Origin of the sequence: Brevundimonas sp. DC300-4 (assembly GCF_049897365.1) — a bacterium.
GTDB lineage: Bacteria > Pseudomonadota > Alphaproteobacteria > Caulobacterales > Caulobacteraceae > Brevundimonas.
The window spans coordinates 88,348-105,008 of sequence record NZ_JAFCWC010000007.1; the positions used below are offsets into that span (position 1 = coordinate 88,348).

14 protein-coding genes are annotated in these 16,661 nt (G+C 69.4%); 4 read left to right on the forward strand and 10 right to left on the reverse strand.

The features are described 5' to 3' along the window. Positions 1 to 5 precede the first annotated feature (5 nt). The 3 genes from ACP7AZ_RS12400 to ACP7AZ_RS12410 all read left to right on the forward strand — a co-directional run bounded on the left by ACP7AZ_RS12400 (position 6) and on the right by ACP7AZ_RS12410 (position 3,547). Entirely contained in the window at positions 6 to 1,190 is a 1,185-nt protein-coding gene (locus tag ACP7AZ_RS12400) for a peptidoglycan glycosyltransferase FtsW (protein ID WP_426038948.1), read from the forward strand. 69 nt (positions 1,191 to 1,259) lie between these two features. Then, positions 1,260 to 2,342, forward strand: a complete 1,083-nt coding sequence (murG, locus tag ACP7AZ_RS12405; RefSeq protein ID WP_426038949.1) for an undecaprenyldiphospho-muramoylpentapeptide beta-N-acetylglucosaminyltransferase — start codon at positions 1,260 to 1,262, stop codon at positions 2,340 to 2,342. A gap of 59 nt (positions 2,343 to 2,401) precedes the next feature. Beyond that, on the forward strand, positions 2,402 to 3,547 hold the full coding sequence (locus ACP7AZ_RS12410) for a mechanosensitive ion channel family protein (RefSeq protein WP_426038950.1): 1,146 nt from the start codon (positions 2,402 to 2,404) through the stop codon (positions 3,545 to 3,547). Between the two features lie 104 nt (positions 3,548 to 3,651). Here ACP7AZ_RS12410 and ACP7AZ_RS12415 read toward each other — a convergent pair whose 3' ends face one another. The 6 genes from ACP7AZ_RS12415 to ACP7AZ_RS12440 all read right to left on the reverse strand — a co-directional run bounded on the left by ACP7AZ_RS12415 (position 3,652) and on the right by ACP7AZ_RS12440 (position 10,160). After that, a complete protein-coding gene (locus tag ACP7AZ_RS12415; RefSeq protein ID WP_426038951.1) occupies positions 3,652 to 4,074 on the reverse strand; it encodes a hypothetical protein in 423 nt (140 codons plus the stop codon). Continuing rightward, a complete protein-coding gene (gene smc / locus ACP7AZ_RS12420) occupies positions 4,071 to 7,508 on the reverse strand; it encodes a chromosome segregation protein SMC (protein ID WP_426038952.1) in 3,438 nt (1,145 codons plus the stop codon). Before smc ends, ACP7AZ_RS12415 begins: the two co-directional genes overlap by 4 nt. 7 nt (positions 7,509 to 7,515) lie before the next feature. Further along, complete coding sequence (locus ACP7AZ_RS12425; protein ID WP_426038953.1) at positions 7,516 to 8,124, reverse strand: thioredoxin domain-containing protein; 609 nt, start codon at positions 8,122 to 8,124, stop codon at positions 7,516 to 7,518. Continuing rightward, complete coding sequence (locus ACP7AZ_RS12430; RefSeq protein ID WP_426038954.1) at positions 8,121 to 8,732, reverse strand: DsbA family protein; 612 nt, start codon at positions 8,730 to 8,732, stop codon at positions 8,121 to 8,123. Before ACP7AZ_RS12430 ends, ACP7AZ_RS12425 begins: the two co-directional genes overlap by 4 nt. Before the next feature lie 4 nt (positions 8,733 to 8,736). Next, positions 8,737 to 9,381, reverse strand: coding sequence for a DsbA family protein (locus ACP7AZ_RS12435; protein WP_426038955.1), 645 nt, complete (start codon positions 9,379 to 9,381; stop codon positions 8,737 to 8,739). 218 nt (positions 9,382 to 9,599) lie between these two features. Then, positions 9,600 to 10,160 carry a DUF721 domain-containing protein gene (locus ACP7AZ_RS12440; RefSeq protein WP_426038956.1) on the reverse strand — a complete coding sequence of 187 codons (561 nt, stop codon included), beginning with the start codon at positions 10,158 to 10,160 and terminating at the stop codon, positions 9,600 to 9,602. A gap of 194 nt (positions 10,161 to 10,354) precedes the next feature. Between ACP7AZ_RS12440 and ACP7AZ_RS12445 the strand changes: the two genes are divergently transcribed. Continuing rightward, positions 10,355 to 11,494 (forward strand): A/G-specific adenine glycosylase, encoded by a 1,140-nt coding sequence (locus ACP7AZ_RS12445; RefSeq protein WP_426038957.1) that lies wholly within the window; start codon positions 10,355 to 10,357, stop codon positions 11,492 to 11,494. 39 nt (positions 11,495 to 11,533) lie between these two features. Here the strand turns inward: ACP7AZ_RS12445 and ACP7AZ_RS12450 are convergent, their stop codons facing one another. The 4 genes from ACP7AZ_RS12450 to ACP7AZ_RS12465 form a co-directional block, all read right to left on the reverse strand. Further along, entirely contained in the window at positions 11,534 to 13,681 is a 2,148-nt protein-coding gene (locus ACP7AZ_RS12450; RefSeq protein ID WP_426038958.1) for a glycogen debranching N-terminal domain-containing protein, read from the reverse strand. Between the two features lie 78 nt (positions 13,682 to 13,759). Then, positions 13,760 to 14,866, reverse strand: coding sequence for a glycosyltransferase family 4 protein (locus ACP7AZ_RS12455; RefSeq protein WP_426038959.1), 1,107 nt, complete (start codon positions 14,864 to 14,866; stop codon positions 13,760 to 13,762). A 175-nt stretch (positions 14,867 to 15,041) separates the two neighbouring features. After that, positions 15,042 to 16,121, reverse strand: coding sequence for a site-specific DNA-methyltransferase (locus tag ACP7AZ_RS12460; RefSeq protein WP_426038960.1), 1,080 nt, complete (start codon positions 16,119 to 16,121; stop codon positions 15,042 to 15,044). Positions 16,122 to 16,169: 48 nt separating this feature from the next. After that, complete coding sequence (locus ACP7AZ_RS12465; protein ID WP_426038961.1) at positions 16,170 to 16,655, reverse strand: hypothetical protein; 486 nt, start codon at positions 16,653 to 16,655, stop codon at positions 16,170 to 16,172. Positions 16,656 to 16,661 lie beyond the last annotated feature (6 nt).

The window sequence follows — 16,661 nt, forward strand, 5'->3', positions numbered from 1 at the left end:
AAACCATGACCCAGGCCGTCTATTCCCATCCGTTTTCGCGCAACGACCAGAGCCCGATCGCCCAGTGGTTCTGGACGGTGGATCGCGGCCTGCTCGGCGCGGCGCTCGCCCTCATGGGCCTGGGCGTCATGCTGTCGTTCGCCTCGTCCCCGGCCGCCATCCTGGCCGATGAGTCGATCACCGACCCCTTCCACTATTCCTGGCGCATGATCGTCTGGGCCAGCGGCGGCATCGGCCTGATGCTGACCATGTCGCTGCTGTCGCCCCGAGGCGTGCGACGGATCGCGGTCCTCGGCCTGCTCGGCGCCATTGTCGTCATGGCCATGCTGCCCTTCATCGGCGACACGGTGAAGGGCGCGGCGCGCTGGGTGAACCTCGGCCCGTTCAGCCTCCAGCCCTCCGAGTTCGCCAAGCCCAGCCTGATCGTCTTCGCCGCCTGGATGTTCGCCGAAGGCCAGAAGGGGCAGGGCGTTCCCGGCGTCTCCATCGCCTTCGGCTTCTACGTTGTGACCGTAGCCCTGCTGCTGATCCAGCCGGACATCGGCCAGACGCTTCTGATCACCACCACCTTCATGGCCGTCTTCTTCATGGCCGGCGTACCCCTGCGCTGGGTCGCGGTTCTCGGCGGGATGTTCGTCGCCGGCATGACCGCCATCTATCTGCTCTTCCCCCACGTCCAGGCGCGCGTCGCCAAGTTCGTCTCGCCCGGCGTCGAGGACACCCACCAGATCGACCGCGCCTCCGAGGCCATCCGCGCCGGCGGCCTGGTCGGGCGCGGCGTGGGCGAGGGGGTCATGAAACGCTCCGTCCCCGACCTGCACACCGACTTCATCTATTCCGTCGGCGCCGAGGAGTTCGGACTGGTCCTCAGCCTCGTCATGATCGGCCTCTACGCCTTCATCGTCTTCCGCGGCATGGGCCGGGCGATGAAGCTGAACGATCCATTCGAACAGACGGCGGCTGCCGGCCTGTTCATGCTGATCGGCCTGCAGGCGTCGATCAATGTCGCGGTGAACCTGAACCTGATCCCGACCAAGGGGATGACGCTTCCCTTCATCAGCTATGGCGGCTCGTCCATGATGGCCATGGGCCTGACCATGGGCTTCGCCCTGGCGTTGACGCGGAAACGCCCTGGAGCCTACGAGCCGGGGGCCAGCCTCCAGCGGCCGCGTCGGTTGTTGATGCCGTAGCAATCCTCTCCCTCCCACTCGGGGGAGGGAGAGGATGACGATCGCCAACGCGTCGGCTAAGCCATCGACATGACCAAGCTCTGCGTCGTCGCCGCCGGCGGAACCGGCGGCCACATGTTCCCGGCCGAGGCCTTGGCCCGCGAGATGGCCGCGCGCGGCTGGCGCGTTGTCCTGGCCACCGACCATCGCGGCGAACAGTACGCCCAGGCCTTCCCGGCCGAGGAGCGCCTCGCCCTCGACGCCGCCACCGGCTCCGGTCCGATCGGCCTGATCAAGGCCGGCGTCGCCATCGTGCGCGGCATTGGTCAGGCCCAGACCGCCTTCAACCGGCTGGACGCCCAGGTCGTCGTCGGCTTCGGCGGCTATCCGTCCGCCCCCGCCCTGGTCGCCGCTATCCTGCAGAAGCGCCCGACCCTGATCCACGAACAGAACGCCGTCCTCGGCCGCACCAACCGCGCCCTCGCCCCCCACGTCCGCGCCGTGGCCTCGTCCTTCCCGACGCTGGAGCGCGCCTCGCCGGCCGTGAAGGCCCGCGCCCAGGTCGTCGGCGCCCCGGTCCGCGCCGACATCCGCGCCCTGTTCGACCGCACCTGGGCGCCTCCGGGCGACGGTCCCATCCGCATCCTCGTCACGGGCGGCAGCCAGGGTGCCCGCCTTCTTTCCGAGACCACCCCCCGCGCGCTGGCGACCTTGCCGGACGCGATCAAACGCCGCCTCAAGGTTCAGCAGCAGTCCCGCCCCGAGACCCTGGAGACCTCGCGCCAGATCTACCTCGATGCCGGCATCGAGGCCGAGGTCGCCCCCTTCTTCCGCGACATGGCCTCCCGCCTGTCCGCCGCCCACCTGGTCGTCGGCCGTGCCGGCGCCTCGACCTGCGCCGAGCTGGCCGTCGCGGCCATGCCGTCGATCCTGATCCCGCTGACGATCGCCACCGACGACCACCAGCGTCTCAACGCCAAACTGCTGACCGACGTCGGCGCCGCCGAGGTGATCCTCGAGGACGACGTCACCGTCGCCGCCATGGCGGCCGCTGTCGCGGGCGTCCTCGCTGACCCCGCGCGCCTTGCCTCCATGAGCGCCGCGGCCCGCTCCGTGGCCATACCCGACGCGGCCCAACGCCTCGCGGATCTCGCCGAGGCTACGGCCGGATGACCGGCGCGGCCCTGCCGCCGGTGGGAACAGAAGACGCCGTTGACACGCTGTTTGCGTCTATGCCCCCCGAAATCACCAACCTGACCCGCCAGATCGTCACCCTGTGGCGCCAGTTCTACTGGCTCCCGGAGTGGCTCGTGGTCGCCATCGTGGTGACCGTCTTCGTCGGCGCTGGCTGGATCATCCACCGCATCGTCTTCTCCATTCTTCGTCGCGTCGTGAAGAACCGTGACCTGTACTGGCGCGGGGTGCTCGAACGGGTCCGCAAGAAACTGCGCATCCTGATTATCCTGATCGCCATCGGCTTCTCGATCACCGTCTCGCCACTGGACCCGGAGCCGTCCCAGAGCGTCCGCGCCGTCATCCTGTTCCTGACCATCCTCGTCCTCGGCTGGATCGTCGCCGGCGCCGTCGACATGTGGGCCGTCGTCCATCTCCGTCAGTTCAACATGCAGACCGAGGACAACCTGGTCGCACGCAAGCACGTCACCCAGACGCGCATCCTGCAACGCGCTGCTGTCATCCTCATCGGTCTGATCACTGTGGCCCTGGCCCTGATGACCATCGGGGCCGTGCGTCAGTGGGGCGTCTCGCTGCTGGCCTCCGCCGGCGTGGTCGGCATCATCGCCGGCCTCGCGCTGCAGCCCTATCTGACCAACCTGATCGCCGGCATCCAGATCGCCACCGCCCAGCCCATCCGCATCGACGACGCCGTCATCGTGGAAGGGGAGTGGGGCACGGTCGAGGAAATCACCTCCACCTATGTCGTGATCAAGCTGTGGGACTGGCGGCGGATGATCCTGCCGCTCAGCTATTTCATCGAGAAGCCGTTCCAGAACTGGACCCGAGAGACGTCACGCCTGATCGGCACGGCCATGCTCTACGTCGACTACGAGGCCCCGATGGACCGCCTCCGCGCCGAGCTGGAACGCATCTGCAAGGCGTCGCCGCTGTGGGACGGCGACATCGTCAACCTCCAGGTCACCGACATCACCGACCGTGTCGCCCAGGTCCGCTGCCTTGCCAGCGCGCGCTCGGCACCGGTGGCCTTCGACCTGCGCTGCGAGATCAGGGAGAAGATGCTGGCCTTCATGCGGGACCAGTGCCCGGAGGCCCTGCCGCAGGATCGGCTCAACTTCCCTCTCCCGGTGGGAGAGGGCTTGAGGCCCGCAGAGCAAAGCGATGCGACTTGGCCGAAAGGGTGAGGGTCGGGTGCTGACCGGTGAGGCACGACCCTCACCCTTTCGCGCAAGTCTGATCGCCTGACGGCTCTCAGACGCTCAAGCCCTCTCCCGCCGGGAGAGGGAGGCTATTCCGCCATCGCCTCTCGCCCGATCCGCACCGCAGCCTCCACCGTCGTCGCCACGACCTTCTGCTCCACAGTCCCACAGGCCACTGCCAGCAACTCTGCCGCATCCCCGCCCGGCGCCGCCGGATAGGCCGGCTGCCCTTCCGGCGTGCTCGGTCCCTCGGCTCCGCCGACCGCCACCGAGGCGAAGTCCAGCCGGTCCGCCGTCCCGGCATCACAGCCGAACCGCCACCAGGACCAGCCACCCAGATACCGTGTCGTCCCGACCGTGAAGTCCTCCTCCACGACCTGCAGCGACCGCATCCGCACCCCGTCCGGCTCCCGCCGGATCGTGGCCGCGTCCGCGAACACGACGAATCGACCGACCCCGGTCAGGACCAGCGCATGCGCCTCGGGCGGGAGAGACGCAGCGGCCTGGATCACGCGACCAGCGTCTCGGCCTGGGTCAGGTCGACGCTGACCAGCTGCGACACCCCGCGCTCGGGCATGGTCACGCCGTACAGCCGATCCATCCGGCTCATGGTCACCGGATTGTGGGTGATGACGATGAACCGCGTGTCCGTCCGGTTCCGCATCTCGTTCAGCATCCGGCAGAAGCGATCCACGTTGGCGTCGTCCAGCGGCGCATCCACCTCGTCCAGCACGCAGACCGGCGCCGGATTGGCCAGAAAGACCGCAAAGATCAGCGCCGCCGCCGTCAGGGCCTGCTCTCCGCCCGACATCAAACTCATGACCGACAGCCGCTTGCCGGGCGGACAGGCGAAGATCTCCAGTCCGGCCTCCAGCGGATCGTCGGACTCGACCAGTTTCAGCTCCGCCTGGCCGCCGCCGAACAGCGCTTCGAACAGGCTCTTGAAGTTGTCGTTGATGACGTCGAACGCCGCTACCAGCCGCTCACGCCCTTCGGCGTTCAGTTCGTCAATGCCGTCGCGCAGTTTGGCAATGGCGCCGGTCAGGTCCGACCGCTCCAGCCGCATGGTCTGCAGCCGCTCGCCGTACTCCTCGGCCTCGTCCTCGGCCAGGAGATTGACCGCGCCGAGCATCTCCCGCTCGCGCTCGAGACCGAACAGCAGGCTCTCCGCCCCCGCCGCGTCCGGCGGCCGGGCGATGGCGTCGTCGGTCAATTTCTGTCCCAGGTCTTCCGGCGACATCTGCGCCGTCTCGCGGACGTTGTTCGCGGCGTCCAGCAGCCGTTCGGCCGCCGCCTCCGACCGCGCCGCCAGACCGGCCCGGGCCTCGCGCGCGCTCGCCGCCGTCGCATCAGCCGCGCGGCTGGCCCGGTCCGCATCGCCGGCCTCGCCTTCGGCCACCGCCAGCCTATCCGCCGCCGTCTTCCGCCGCGTCTCGGCTGAGGTCAGCATGTCCTTCAGCTTCGATCGCTGTGCAGCCAAGGCTTCCGGCGCCCGTTCGGCCTGCAACAGCAACGCGGCCGTCTTGCCCGTGTCGCCCTCCAGCACCATGATCCGCGCCGTCGAATCCCTGGCCCGCGCCGCCCAGCTGTCGCGCTCCCGCGTCAGGGAGCCCAGCCGCTGCTCGCGTCCGGCCCGGTCCCGCGCTTCTGCATCCCGGTCCGCCCGCGCCCCGGCCGCAGCGCCACGCGCCGCATCCGCCGCCGTGCGCGCCGTCGCCAGCTCGGCCTTCAGTCCCGACAGCGTCTCGGATGGCGCGTCGGTCGCCAGCGCCTCGGCCAGCGCCGCCTCCGCCGCCTCATGCTCGACCGCCAGCCGTTCCAGCGTCTCGTCCAGCGCCGTCGCCCGCGCCTCGCGCCGGGCCTGTTCATTGGTCAGCCGCTGCACCGCGTCCCGCGCCGTGGTCACGGCCTTGTCGGCCGCGAAGGGCAGCAGCCGCGCCGCCTTGACCGCCTCTTCCGAAGCCCGGAAGGCCTCGGTGGCCGCCTTCAAAGCTGCCTGCGCCGTCTCCAGCGCCGGCTTGCCAGCATCGATGTCCGCTTCCAGTTCGGCCAGCCGCGTGCGCTGGGCCATCCGCACGGCCGCCGGTCTCGGCGCATCGGCCCGGCTGACGAACCCGTCCCAACGATAGAGGTCGCCCTCCCGCGTCACCAGTCGCGCCCCGACCGGCAGCGACTTTGCCAGCCCTGCGGCCTCAGCCTTCGCCGCGACCCCGCACAGGGCCAGCCGCGCCGCCAGCGCCTCGGGCGCCCTCACATGATTGGCCAACGGCTCGATTCCTGCCGGCCAGACGGGTGCTGGCACGTTCGCCCCGCCCCAATAGGCCGCCGCCTTCGCATCCAGCGCCGCGTCCAGGTCGTCGCCCAGCGCCGCCGCCAGAGCGGCCTCATATCCCTTGTCCGCCCCGACCTGATCCAGCGCCGGCGGATGGTCCCGCCGCCCCGAGAGCAGCAGCGACGCCAGCCCCCGCGCCTCGGTCTGCAACCGCCCCAGCCGATCCTCGGCCGCCCGCGCCGTCGTCCGCGCCTCCTGCTCGGCCCGCGCGCGTTCCGCCCGATCGGCCTCGGCGGCTTCCACACCCGCCCGCGCCCCGGTCAGCGCGGCCGTCGCCGTCTCCAGCGCCTCGCGCGCGGCGGCCAGTTCCGGCGTCTCCAGCGGCCCCAGCGCCTCGCGCTCCCGCCTGGCGCCGTCCAGGGCCGCGACCGCCCGAGCCACCCGCGCCTCGGCGTCGCGTTTCCGCGCCGTCTCGGCATTCGCGCGCGCCTCGACCGCCGCGAGCGAGCCCGCCAGCCGTTCGACCTCGGCATCGGCTGCGCGACGGGCCTCTTCCGCCGCCTCCAGCGCCCGCTCCAGCTCCGGCCCGCGCCCGGGCGCCGCGGCGATCTCGGCTGTCAGCACCTCCAGCTCGGACCCCAGCCGCGCCAGTTCGCCCTCGGCGTCGCCCGCCATGGCGATCTCGCGTTCGGTGTCGTTGGCGATCCGCTGCGCTTCGGCAGTGAGACGGTCGACCTCGGCCCGCGCCGACTGCTCGGCCATGTCCAGCCGGTCGCGCTCCAGCGAGGCGCGGTGCAGCAGGGCCGCCGCCACCGCATCCTCTTCCCGCGCCGGCTTCAAGCTTTCCTGCGCCGACAGGGCCGCCGTCTGGGCCCTGGCCGCCGCCGCCGTCGCCTCGGCGACCGCCCGGTCCGCCGCCGCCAGTTCCGACGCCGCCGCCTCCGCCGCCAGCCGCGCGTCGTTCCAGCGCACGAACAGCAGGGCCGCCTGCAGGGCCCTGATCTCGGCCGAGATCTTCTTGTACTTCTCCGCCTGCCGCGCCTCGCGCTTCAGCCGCGTCAGAGCTGTCTCAAGCTCGCGCCCGATGTCGTCCAGCCGCTCCAGATTGGTCTCGGCCGCCTTGAGCCTCAGCTCCGCCTCGTGCCGTCGGGTATGCAGGCCCGCCACCCCGCCGGCCTCCTCGAGGATCCGCCGTCGGTTCTGCGGCTTGGCCGCGATCAGCTCGCTGATCTGCCCCTGACGCACCAAGGCCGGAGAGTTCGCCCCCGTCGAGGCATCGGCGAACAGCAGCTGGACGTCCCGCGCCCGCACCTCCTTGCCGTTGATGCGATAGGTCGAGCCCTGGCCCCGGTCGATCCGGCGCGACACCTCGATGATGGCGCTGTCGGTGAAGGGCTGGGGCGCCTTCCGCTGGGCGTTGTCGATGGTCAGCTGGACTTCGGCGTGGTTCCGGGGCGGGCGGTTCGAGGCCCCGGAGAAGATCACGTCGTCCATGCCCGTGCCGCGCATGGCCTTGGCCGAGTTCGCGCCCATGACCCAGCGCATGCTCTCCAGCACGTTAGACTTGCCGCAGCCGTTCGGTCCCACGATCCCCGTCAGACCCGGCTCGATCCAGACCTCCGCCGGGTCGACGAACGACTTGAAGCCGACGAGCCGGAGGCGCTGGAACTGCATGCCTTCGTCAGCTGCGGGGCAGCAGGGGCCGGATCGCAGCGGACAGACCGTCCAGCGAGGTGTCCGACACGGCGCGGCCGTTGACGAAGAAGCTCGGCGTGCCCTGGACCCCGGCAGCCGTGGCGCCCGCGATCTCGGCGCGGATGCCGTTCAGCGTCGCCGGATCGGCCAGGCAGGCGTCGATCTCGGCCTGGGTCCGGCCGCTGGCGGCGACCCCTGCGGCGTACCAGTCGGCCAGCGGCGCGCCGTCGATGATCGCGGCCTGACCGGTCATGAAGGACGAGGCCACCGCGTAGAACCGGGCCGGAGCCGCGCAGCGGGCGATGCCGGCGGCGCGCGCCGCCACCTGGGCCGGTGCGGTCGGTAGGTTGCGGAACACCAGCCGCACCTGGCCGGTGTCGATGAACCGCGCCTTGAAGCCCGGCAGGACGGTCGTGTGCCAGTGGGCGCAGTGCGAGCAGATGAACGAGGCGTATTCGATCACCGTCACCGGCGCGTCGGCGCGACCCAGCACCCGGTCGGCGCTCGTCACCGCAGGCGGAGCGGCCGCAGCCTGGGCGGACGCCGCCATCGGGGTGGCGACCAGCGCCAGCATCAGGACCAGCGAACGGATCATTTGGCCAACTCGGCTTCGATGGCCGGCGCCAGGTCGGCCATGACCGTGCCTTCGCCGCCGGGCGACGAGACCTGTCTTCCATTCACGAAGAAGGTCGGCGTGTTGATCACGCCGGCGTCCGTCGCGGCCTTCACCCGGGCCTCGAGCGCGGCGATCCCCTCGGGATTGGTCACGCAACGGGTGAACGCCGCCTCGTCAATGCCCACGCCGCCGGCGATTCGGATCAGGCTGTCGCGCGGGTTGGTCCCCGTGCGCCATTCCGTCTGGCTCTCCATGATGGCGTGGATGACGTCGAAATACTTGTCCGGTCCGGCGCAGCGGGCCAGCAGGAAGCCGGCTGCGGCGACCTCGGCCGGCGGCGTCGGCAGTTCTCGGAAGACGTAGCGGACCTTGTTGGTGTCGACATAGGCGGCCTTGAATGCCGGCCAGGTATTCTGCTGCCACAGGGCGCAGTGGGGGCAGGTGGGCGAGGCGTACTCGACAACCGTGACCTTGGCGCCTTCGGCTGCGCCCAAGGCCATGTCGCCGTTGACGACCGCCTTCGACCCCCCGCACGAGGCGAGGGCCAGGGCGGAAAGGGCGAGGAACAGGTTGCGGAACAGGATCATCGGATCAGCTCGCAGCTATGGCGGCGTCGATCTTTTCCGACAGCCCGCTCAGCGAGCTGTCGGCGACATGTTCGCCATTGACCATGAAATAGGGGGTGCCGGTCACGCCGGCGTCGAGCGCCGACTTGATGCGGGTGTCCATGGCCTTGATCGCATCGGCGTCGGTGACGCAGGCCTGGAACTGCTCTTCCGACAGGCCCGCGCCGTTGGCGATGCGCAGCAGGACGGAGCGGGGCGGCACGCCGCCGAAGATCTCGGCCTGGCTGGCCATGATCTCGTGGATCACCGGGAAATATTTGTCCGGCCCGGCGCAGCGCGCGATCAGGAAGCCGGCGACGGCCACGGATTCAGGCGCGGTCGGGAATTCGCGGAAGACATATCGGACCTGGTTGGTGTCGACGTATTTGGTCTTGAACTCCGGATAGACCTGCGCCTGCCAGGCGGCGCAGTGGCTGCAGGTGACCGAGGCGTATTCGACCACGGTGACCTTGGCTCCTTCAGGGGCCCCCAGCGCCATGTCGCCCTCAGCCGGGGCGCCGGTCTGGGCACCGGAGCAGGCGGCCAGCATGGCCATGGCCGCCAGGGCGGTTCCTGTCACGGCCGCGCGGCGGCTCATGGAGGCGTATTTGAACGGGCCGCTGGCGCGCATGGCGTCTTCCTTAAGAACTCAGACTCTGGATGATCGCGCGATTCCCCGACGGCTGCGCGAATTCCATGGTTGTCGAGAACAGGTGCGGCGGAAAAAGGTCAAGGGCCAGCCCTCGGAATCTGACTGGAGGCGGCGGGCTAAACGACGCATCGTTGACGGATCCCTCTTCCTTTCGTCATTCCAGGCGCAGCGCAGCGAGACGGACACGCGAAATGCGCTTATCGCCGCCGCCCCTTGGCCTCATCCGAAAGCACGGCCCGCCCCAGGTTCGCCAGCGCCGCCTTCAGCCCGTCCGGTGCGGCTGCGACCGACTTCGTCAGTTCAGCCTCCGCCGCTGCATCCAGCGGATCGATCCGCCGCCGCGCGCCGCGCGTCGAGGCGGCGATCTGGGGCAGGGGCTTCACCGGCCCCTGGGCGATGCGCAGCTTGTCCACCGCGCCGGGACCGAGGAACAGGTTCACCCGCGCCAGGATGTCGGCCGACTGGTGCTGGACCAGCAGTGCCGCCGGGCCCGCGACGCGCAGCTCCAGCGTCCCGCCGGTTCCGGCCCGGCCCTTGGTCAGTTTCTGCGGCCGGGTGACGCGGGCGAGCTGGTCGCCGACGATCTCGCGCCAGCGCGGCTCCAGCGCCCCCGCGCCGCGCCCGAACTTCTCGTCCAGTTCGCGGATCAGCGGCGCCAGGGCCCGACCGGCCGGAGGCGTCGGGCGCGGCATGGGCCGGGTCCGTCGCCGCGACAGGATCTCGCGGGTCTCAGCGTCTGTGGGCAGATCGCGCGCCATGACCGCACCCTAACCGATATTCGCGCCGACTTCTCCCTCCCCCTCGGGGGAGTGCAGGTCGCGCAGCGACCGGGTGGGGGCGGCAAGGCAAGCCACTCAGAGCGGTGTCCGCATCGCGCGGCCGCCCCCACCCGGTCTCCGCTACGCTCCGACCACCCTCCCCGAACGGGGAGGGAGAGGCTATGGGATCACCCATGCCTCCCGCCGACATCGCCACCCTGCGCGCCGCCCTGCTGGCCTGGTACGACGCCCATGCGCGCACCCTGCAGTGGCGCAGCCCCCCGGGCGCGGCCGAACGGACCGACCCCTACCGCGTCTGGCTGTCCGAGGTGATGCTGCAGCAGACCACCGTCCCCCATGCCGCCCCCTATTTCGAGCGGTTCACCGCGCGCTGGCCGACCGTCGGAGACCTCGCCGCCGCTCCCGACAGTGACCTGATGGCCGCCTGGGCGGGGCTCGGCTACTACGCCCGCGCCCGCAACCTGCTGGCCTGCGCCCGCGCCGTGGCTAACGATCACGGCGGCGTCTTCCCCGACACAGAGGTCGCGCTTCTGGCGTTGCCGGGGGTCGGCGCCTATACCGCCGCCGCCGTCGCCGCGATCGCCTTCGACCGGTCGGCCAATGTCGTGGACGGCAACGTCGAGCGCGTCGTCGCCCGCCTGTTCGCCGTCGAGACGCCCGTCCCCGCCGCCCGGCCAGAGCTGAAACGTCTGGCCGCGACCCTCGTCGCCGATGATCGCCCGGGAGCCAGACACGGGGATTGGGCCCAGGCCCTGATGGACCTCGGCTCCACCGTCTGCCGTCCGAAATCCCCACTCTGCCTGATGTGCCCGATCTCAGGGTTCTGCGCTGGCCGCGCGACCGGAGAGCCCGAACGCTATCCGGTCAGGACGAAGAAGGCCGCCCGCCCGCACCGGCGCGGCGTCGCCTGGGTCCTCCGCGACGACGGGGGTCGCATCGCCCTCGTCCGCCGCCCGGACAAGGGTCTGCTCGGCGGCATGGCCGGCCTCCCGACCAGCGACTGGCTCGAAGGCACGCCGGATGCCCTCCCGCCGGTCGCCGCCGACTGGACCGACGCGGGCGCCGTCGAACACGTCTTCACCCACTTCTCCCTGACGCTGGCCGTACGCGTCGCGACGGGGCAGGGTGACTTCCTCTGGACGCCGGAAGCCGAGGCGCTGGCGGCCTTGCCGACGGTGTTCCGCAAGGCGCTGGAACGGGCTCTGGCAATGCAACCCACCTCCGTGCACCCCGGCGAAGGCCGGGGTCCAGATGGAAGACTCGCTGCTAAGGCCCACAAACCTTTGCGCAATCCCGGCCGTCTCCATCGGTGATCTGGCTCTGCCGCCTTCCCCGGTTGCACGGAGGGCGGCCTACCGTGTCGTCACGATCCTGACCTCGCCGACGCGATTCCTCGGCATGACCACCACCTGGTCACCCAGCCGCTCGAAGGCCAGGTCGAGGACGGCGTCGCCGACCTGGAGCCGGCTGACGGTCAGCCGCTCGATCCCGGCGGGCAGTGTGGGGGCGTCTATGGTCACGGTCTTCGTCAGGGCGTCAATCGACACCCCCAGCGAAGCCTGCAGCATCAGGAATACCGACCCTGCCGCCCAGGCCTGGGGCAGACAGGCGACCGGATAGGCGATCGGTCCCTCGCCCGGCTCCCGCTCGAAGCCGCAGAACAGCTCCGGCAGGCGCATCTGGAAATGGCTGGCGGCGGCATAGATCTCGCCCAGGATCATCCCGACCGCGTCCCTCTCGCCGTAGCGGGCCATGCCGGCGACCCCCAGCGAGGTGTCGTGCGGCCAGACTGAGCCGTTGTGATAGCTCATCGGATTGAACCGGGCCTGCCCCTTCGCCAGCGTCCGCAGGCCCCAGCCGGAGCGGAACTCCGCGCCCAGCAGCCGCTTCGTCACCGCTGCGGCCCGCGCCGCAGACGGCAGGCCGGTGAACATCAGATGGCCGGCGTTCGACCCGATGGCCTCGCAGGGGTTCCCGTCGCCGTCCAACGCGATGGCGTAGAACTGTTCATCCTCCATCCAGAACCGGTCCTCGACCAGCAGCCGAACCTCCTCGGCCTGCTGGTTCCAGGCCGGGGCCCGGGCGTCGCCCAGCAGTGCGCCCAGATCGGCCATCGCCCGCCAGGCCGCGAAGGCGTAGCCTTGGACCTCCAGAAGGGCGATCGGCCCCTTCGGGAACCGGCCGTCGGAATGGAAGATGGAGTCCTCGGAATCTTTCCAGCCCTGGTTTGACAGGCCCGTTTCGGCCGCCCTGGCGTAGTCGATCAGCCCGTCGCCATTGCTGTCGCCATAGTCCCGCATCCACTCCGTCGCGGCGACCAGATTGGGCCACAGCGCCCGGATCGTCTCCAGATCGCCGGTCCGGCGGAACCAGGCCCCGGCCAGGGCGACGAACAGACAGGTGGTGTCTACCCCGCCGTAATAGAGGCCGAAGGGCACCTCCCCGAGCGCGCTCATCTCGCCGCCCCGGGTCTCGTGCATGATCTTGCCGGGCTGGCTGTCCTGGAAGGGTGAGACCTCGGTCGCCTGTCGGGCAGCCAGATAGGTCAGCACCCCCTTGGCCAGCGACGGATCGAGCCACAGCATCTGCCAGGCCGAGATGATTCCGTCACGCCCGAACGGCGTCGAGAACCACGGCGTCCCTGCATAGGGATACGGCCCTGTCGGCAGGTCGGTGGTTAGCAGGGCGATGTCGGATCGCGACTGGTCCAGCCAGGCGTTGAAGCGCGGGCTTCGTGGCCCCCTCAGCGAGGCTCCCCGACGGCGCCGGCGCCGCATCGCCAGCCGCGCCTGCACCGCGTTCTCACGCCAGCGCTGGGCGTCCGGCGTCAGGCACATCTCGGGCCCGCACTCGATATAGAGATCCAATTCCTTGCCCATCGGCAGGCTGAACATGAACTCGGCTCGCGAGCCGTTCAGTCGGGCGGGCGGTTCGGAAAACGCCAGGCAACTCGTCCGCACCACCGCGTCGAGCCCGGTATAGCGGAAGGTGACACGACGTCCGTCGGTGGTCGGAACCTCGCCTGCCCCGCGCTTTTTGCGCAGGGTGCCTCGCACCTGGAAGATATCGGCGAAATCGGCGCCGAACTCGAAAGCCAGCGGTAACAGGACGTCCTCGATCCCATGGTTCACCATCCGGACCCGCTCGAACAGCCGCCGGTCCCATACAAACCGACGCCGCTCGATATGCAGCACCCCCGCCGGCGCCGACCGACCACCCATTGGCGGCAGGGGTCTGTTGGTCGTGTGGGCCGTGAAGAACACGTTGTCCCGCGACACGCCCGAACTCAGCCGCGATGGCCTCGCCAGCCCCACGGTCATCACGAACCGTGACAGGATCCGGGTGTCGCGGTCGAACAGGCCGTCGGCCCCGCCCTTCAGGTCTCCCCAGTTGTCCGCCACCAGGAAGGTGTCGCCGTCCTTCAGCGCCTGCAGAGTATCCAGGCCGCCGCTCTCCGCGCTTTCTGCGGCCGTCTGCTGAACCGAATAGCCGTCGTCCATGGAACCTCGCTGGCGCCCCCGCCTGTCACCAGCCTGGCGTGCCAATGCGAAAGGACAATGGCCGAGGCGAGGTTAGGTTCAGGCGGAAACCGCAAAGCTCCGGTCTTCGTGCAGCGGAACCACCACATCGTCCAGGATCGCTTCGGCGTAAGGCTTCTTCGCCAGCAGGTCGCCGTAGACATCGAGATAGCGCCGGGCCATCGCCGCAGCCGAGAACCGCAGCTCGAAACAGGCCCTGACGGCCTCGCGGTCGAGCATGGGGGCGCGATCGGCGGCGGCCACGGCCTGCTCCAGGGTGTCGACCAGGAAACCGGTCGCGCCGTCCTCGATGACCTCGGTGGTCGAGCCGCAGCGGAAGGCGACGACCGGCGTCCCACAGGCCATCGCCTCGATCATCACCAGGCCGAAGGGCTCGGGCCAGTCGATCGGGAACAGCAGGGCCTCGGCGCCGCCCAGGAACTCCGACTTCTGGTGATCGCCGATCTCGCCGATGAACTCGATCAACGGGTTGCCGTCGATCATCGGTTTGATCCTGGTCTCGTAGTAGACCCGATCCGCCGCATCGACCTTGGCCGCCATCTTCAGCCGCTTGCCCAGCTTGGTGGCGATCTCGATCGCCCGGTCGGGACGCTTCTCGGGCGAGATTCGACCAAGGAAGGCGAGGTAGCCCCTCGACTTCGGCGAGAAGACATACTGCTCCGCCGGCATCCCGTGGTGAACGGTGGCCTTCCAGTTGGCGAAGGCCAGGGGGCGCCGCTGATCGTTCGAGATCGAGACCAGACCGAACTGCGGCCAGTGCTCATAGACCTCCGGCAGGTCCTTCATGTCGAGCCGTCCGTGCAGGGTGGTCAGGGTCTTGTTCGCGATCCGCTCGAAGAACGGGAAATGGATCATGTCAGTGTGGAAGTGGATGACATCGAAGTCGTCAGCGCGGCGCAGGACCTCCGCCAGCATGCTCATGTGCGAGGCCAGATCCGACTTGAGCGGCGCCGGATCCAGCCGGATCGCCTGGTCCCGGACAGGCACCAGGCTGGCCCGGGTCTGCGCCTCTGCCGATGCGAACAGGGTCACCTCATGGCCCAGATCGACCAGGGCGTCTGTCAGGTGGGCGACGACCCGTTCGGTGCCTCCGTACAGCTTGGGAGGGACGGCTTCGTACAGCGGAGTGACCTGGGCGATCTTCATGATGGCTTGCTCCGACCCGCTCAGCCGGGCCGTAGACATCAATGATTTCGCAACGGCGCAGTTCCCTGAGGAACGGAGAATTTCAGCAATGATTGCGGCGCGTTAGCGCGGACCAAAGGTTCGCTTCCCGACACTTCTGCGGTCCGCCTCAAGCAGATGAAGGACCTGGTCGAGACTATTGCATCCCAGCCCTGACCTCGGCGCGCAGGGCGTCGATGGAGCGCAGACCCGTATCGGTGCGGAAGCGCCAATAGGTCCAGCCGTTGCAGGCCGGGGCATTCTCGAACAGGGCCCCCAGCTTGTGGATCGAGCCTGTCATGGCGCCCGACACCAGAGACCCGTCAGCGCGGACGCGAGCCTCGCGCTCGCCCTTTGGACAGTAGAGGACATCGCCCGGCGACAGCAGCCCGGCCTCGACCAGGGCGCCGAACGGAACCTTGACCTCGGCGCGTTTGGAGCCCGTGACCACGAGGTCCTCCGGCCGGGCCGGGATGACCGCCTTGATCCGCGTCTCGGCGACTTTGGCGTATTCGGCATCGCGTTCGATGCCGATGTAGTGACGGCCCAGCCGCTTGGCGGCCGCGCCGGTGGTTCCCGTGCCGAAGAAGGGGTCCAGGATCACGTCGCCGGGCCGGGTCGCGGCCAGGATCACCCGGTGCAACAGGGCCTCGGGCTTCTGGGTCGGATGCGCCTTCTTGCCGTCCTCGCCCTTGATCCGCTCCTCGCCGGTGCAGAGCGCAAAGGTCCAGTCCGAGCGCATCTGGGTGTCTTCGTTGAAGGCCTTCAGCGCATCGTAGTTGAAGGTATAGCGCTTCTGCTCACGGCTCTTGGCGGCCCAGATCAGGGTTTCGTGGGCGTTGGTGAAACGCGTCCCCTTGAAGTTTGGCATCGGGTTGGTCTTGCGCCAGATGATGTCGTTCAGCACCCAGAACCCGAGGTCCTGGATCGCCGAGCCCAGGCGGAAGACATTGTGATAGCTGCCGATCACCCAGATCGAGCCCTCGTCCTTGAGGACGCGGCGGCATTCCTTCAGCCAGTCACGGCAGAAGGCGTCGTAGGCGGCGAAGCTGTCGAACTTGTCCCAGTCGTCATCGACCGCATCGACCTTGGAGTTGTCGGGTCGCAGCAGGTCGCCGCCCAGCTGCAGATTATAGGGCGGGTCGGCGAAGACCATGTCGACGGACTTGTCGGGCAGGGACCGCAGGATTTCGATGCAGTCGCCCCGGTGGATGATGTCGGTCTTCAGATCGGTCACGAAACACGGCCCCACACAGCTTGAGGGCCGAACCGTGAATCATCACGGTTAAGGTGGGGTAACCACCGGGCCTTTTCGCACGTCCATCGCCGCGCGGGCCGCGGCCATGTTCGGGAAGGCGGCGCCGTCGGAGTTGGCGTCTGGTTCGCACACGACCTCGAGGGCGCCGTCGACCAGAGTGCCCGGGGCGACCGGCGCCGGCTCCTCATAGACGGGGCTCTGGGAAACGAAGGCCCCGTCGCGATAGGCCTCAAGCACCAGGGGGCGGCGGGTGCGGGCGGCGCAGTCATACATGACGCTCATCGCCACCGCGTCGATCATGCCCTCGTCGGAGGTCACTTCCTCGTCGAGGAAACTCCATTCCCAGACGAAGGGGTCGGCGCTGACGCCCTGCACCATGACGACGCGTGTCTGGCCCACAGCGGCAATGCGAAGTTCGCCGGTCGCATCGAGGGCGTCCTGGGCACGGGCCGGAGAAAGGCCGGCGGCCGTCAGGGTAGCGGCAAGGGCGGCGGCAAGGGCGGCGATGCGCATGGTCCG

What these genes read in the sequence shown, in the direction of transcription:
- ACP7AZ_RS12450 (WP_426038958.1), bottom strand. Translation starts at nt 13,681, where the DNA reads ATGGACGACGGCTATTCGGTTCAGCAGACGGCCGCAGAAAGCGCGGAG.
- smc (WP_426038952.1), bottom strand. Translation starts at nt 7,508, where the DNA reads ATGCAGTTCCAGCGCCTCCGGCTCGTCGGCTTCAAGTCGTTCGTCGAC.
- ACP7AZ_RS12410 (WP_426038950.1), top strand. Translation starts at nt 2,402, where the DNA reads ATGCCCCCCGAAATCACCAACCTGACCCGCCAGATCGTCACCCTGTGG.
- ACP7AZ_RS12465 (WP_426038961.1), bottom strand. Translation starts at nt 16,655, where the DNA reads ATGCGCATCGCCGCCCTTGCCGCCGCCCTTGCCGCTACCCTGACGGCC.
- ACP7AZ_RS12400 (WP_426038948.1), top strand. Translation starts at nt 6, where the DNA reads ATGACCCAGGCCGTCTATTCCCATCCGTTTTCGCGCAACGACCAGAGC.
- ACP7AZ_RS12455 (WP_426038959.1), bottom strand. Translation starts at nt 14,866, where the DNA reads ATGAAGATCGCCCAGGTCACTCCGCTGTACGAAGCCGTCCCTCCCAAG.
- murG (WP_426038949.1), top strand. Translation starts at nt 1,260, where the DNA reads ATGACCAAGCTCTGCGTCGTCGCCGCCGGCGGAACCGGCGGCCACATG.
- ACP7AZ_RS12440 (WP_426038956.1), bottom strand. Translation starts at nt 10,160, where the DNA reads ATGGCGCGCGATCTGCCCACAGACGCTGAGACCCGCGAGATCCTGTCG.
- ACP7AZ_RS12445 (WP_426038957.1), top strand. Translation starts at nt 10,355, where the DNA reads ATGCCTCCCGCCGACATCGCCACCCTGCGCGCCGCCCTGCTGGCCTGG.
- ACP7AZ_RS12425 (WP_426038953.1), bottom strand. Translation starts at nt 8,124, where the DNA reads ATGATCCGTTCGCTGGTCCTGATGCTGGCGCTGGTCGCCACCCCGATG.
- ACP7AZ_RS12435 (WP_426038955.1), bottom strand. Translation starts at nt 9,381, where the DNA reads ATGCGCGCCAGCGGCCCGTTCAAATACGCCTCCATGAGCCGCCGCGCG.
- ACP7AZ_RS12430 (WP_426038954.1), bottom strand. Translation starts at nt 8,732, where the DNA reads ATGATCCTGTTCCGCAACCTGTTCCTCGCCCTTTCCGCCCTGGCCCTC.